Raw genomic sequence first — 1,883 nt, 5'->3', positions numbered from 1 at the left:
TTATTGAGGTAGAACGAAGAGGTGCTGATTTTATGTATGGAGCAGAATTCTGCAACCGTTAACCCGCTCTCTTTTTGATAATCGAAGATACTTGGCCAGTCGTGTTTGGCTTTCTTGGTGTTCTTTTTAGTCATGTGCTAGTTCCTTGTGAATTTTGGAACTAGCGTAATTAATTGTTGGGTTTGGTATTATGTGTGCTTGGCTAGACGCTTACAAAGTATCAGAGACCTAGCTCTTTTCAACCTAGCAATTGATAGCATGCTTCGAAGTTGTGATCTTGTCAGACTGTCAGTCAGTGACATAAGTCATGGCGATGGTATTCAATCACGCGCACAAATCATTCAGAAAAAAACGAAAACACCTGTTCAATTTGAAATTACAGCGAAGACAAAAACGACCTTAAATAAACTGATTGAGATTCAGCATTTAGGTTTTAACGATTTCTTATTTCAAAGTCGGTGTAAGAAATCAGAGCATCTATCTACTAGACAATATGCTCGAATTGTTGACTCATGGGTTTCCAGTATTGGTTTAGATAAGGCAGCTTATGGCACTCACTCAATGAGGCGAACAAAAGCTTCAATTATTTATCGTGAAACAAAGAATCTTAGAGCTATTCAGATATTGCTAGGGCACTCAAAAATCGACAGTACTATAAGGTATCTTGGAGTTGAAGTAGATGATGCGCTTGATCTTGCCGAACGAATCCAGGTGTAGATATTTTCCAACAGGTGGATACTAAAAAGTAGCTACCTGTCAGAGATACCAATATTCAGTTGTGAACTTGGTTTTGTTTTTGGTGTAGGTCTTTTAAGAACTCAGGAGCAAGGTCTGCACCATTAGGCCAAACCACAGTCTCTAGCTCAGGATCAACTGAAACTTTAGAAAAAACAGCTACATCTTTTAATGGTAAAAAGACGGTACCTTCCAAAGCTCCTTTTAAGTCAATATTGCCTGAAGTGCCATCATCAAAAGCAACCCAAAGTGTAAAGTCGGAAACGTGCTTTGCTGATTTAATATGAAGCATAATTTGTTACTCCAACGGTGCTATGTAATTCAAAGGTTCGCCAGAGCGAGCTTTGTCCCAATTTTCTTCTAACTCAGTTAGGTGATATGAAATCCATTCTTGAACGAATTTGATAGCTCTGTTAGGCAATTCACCTTCGATGATTTCTCCATCAAAGTTAAATAGAGCCTCATACCCTGAGTACTTTGCATGAAAATGCGGAGGGTTATGATCGTTAAAATACATTGCGATCAATATTCCATAAAACCTACTTATTACCGGCATCCACCGCTCCAGTCTATAAATTTTCTCTATTATATCGTCAAACTTTAGTATTTACCGTATTTTTTAAACAGATGCCAATGACGTCCGCAAAACGGACCTTCATGACTGATCGATAAACAAAGATTTTTTGGCCAATATTGATCTGATCGGTTACTTCTGGAAAGTGAGATAAGCGGACATAACAGTTGGACTGTTTTTACAAAATTACGGCCAATATTCGCTAAGTGAAGCTTCTTCTATATGCTGTATGCATAAACAGTATCAAGAGGGATACTCATGTCACCGGCAAGGAATGTCTGGGCGAGTCAAGCACCATACTATGAACGCCATCAGCCCGAAAAGACGTTCCTCTATCAATTGGTTCAGGAACATTATCCTGTCTTTAAGTCCTCGTTGGAGGGTCAGGGACAAAGCTTGCCTCGTTACGTTCAGAGAGAGTTCGAAGATTTTCTCCAATGTGGTCGGCTGGAATATGGCTTTTTGCGTGTCCGCTGCGAGGATTGCCATCATGAACGATTGGTGGCATTTAGCTGCAAGCGCAGAGGGTTCTGCCCCAGCTGTGGTGCCCGCCGGATGGCGGAGAGTGCCGCGC

General features: G+C 40.7%; 4 protein-coding genes. 2 read left to right on the top strand and 2 right to left on the bottom strand.

Annotated features, from left to right (window positions below):
- The first annotated feature begins 147 nt into the window (after nucleotides 1–147).
- Nucleotides 148–717: a tyrosine-type recombinase/integrase gene (locus A3735_RS20975; RefSeq protein WP_156497766.1), complete on the top strand. Its 570-nt coding sequence runs from the start codon at nucleotides 148–150 to the stop codon at nucleotides 715–717.
- Nucleotides 718–772: 55 nt separating this feature from the next.
- Here A3735_RS20975 and A3735_RS20970 read toward each other — a convergent pair whose 3' ends face one another.
- Together A3735_RS20970 and A3735_RS20965 are read right to left on the bottom strand one after the other, a co-directional pair.
- Nucleotides 773–1,027: a DUF2442 domain-containing protein gene (locus tag A3735_RS20970; RefSeq protein ID WP_068510406.1), complete on the bottom strand. Its 255-nt coding sequence runs from the start codon at nucleotides 1,025–1,027 to the stop codon at nucleotides 773–775.
- Nucleotides 1,028–1,033: 6 nt separating this feature from the next.
- Complete coding sequence (locus tag A3735_RS20965; RefSeq protein ID WP_068511393.1) at nucleotides 1,034–1,291, bottom strand: DUF4160 domain-containing protein; 258 nt, start codon at nucleotides 1,289–1,291, stop codon at nucleotides 1,034–1,036.
- 276 nt (nucleotides 1,292–1,567) lie between these two features.
- Between A3735_RS20965 and A3735_RS29160 the strand changes: the two genes are divergently transcribed.
- Nucleotides 1,568–1,883: transposase zinc-binding domain-containing protein (locus A3735_RS29160; protein WP_197485961.1), on the top strand; the 316-nt coding region annotated here is incomplete at its 3' end.

The sequence above is a fragment of the Oleiphilus sp. HI0061 genome (genome assembly GCF_001635675.1).
Note: the sequence above shows the minus strand (reverse complement) of the source record. Positions and strands in the feature narration are given on the sequence as shown.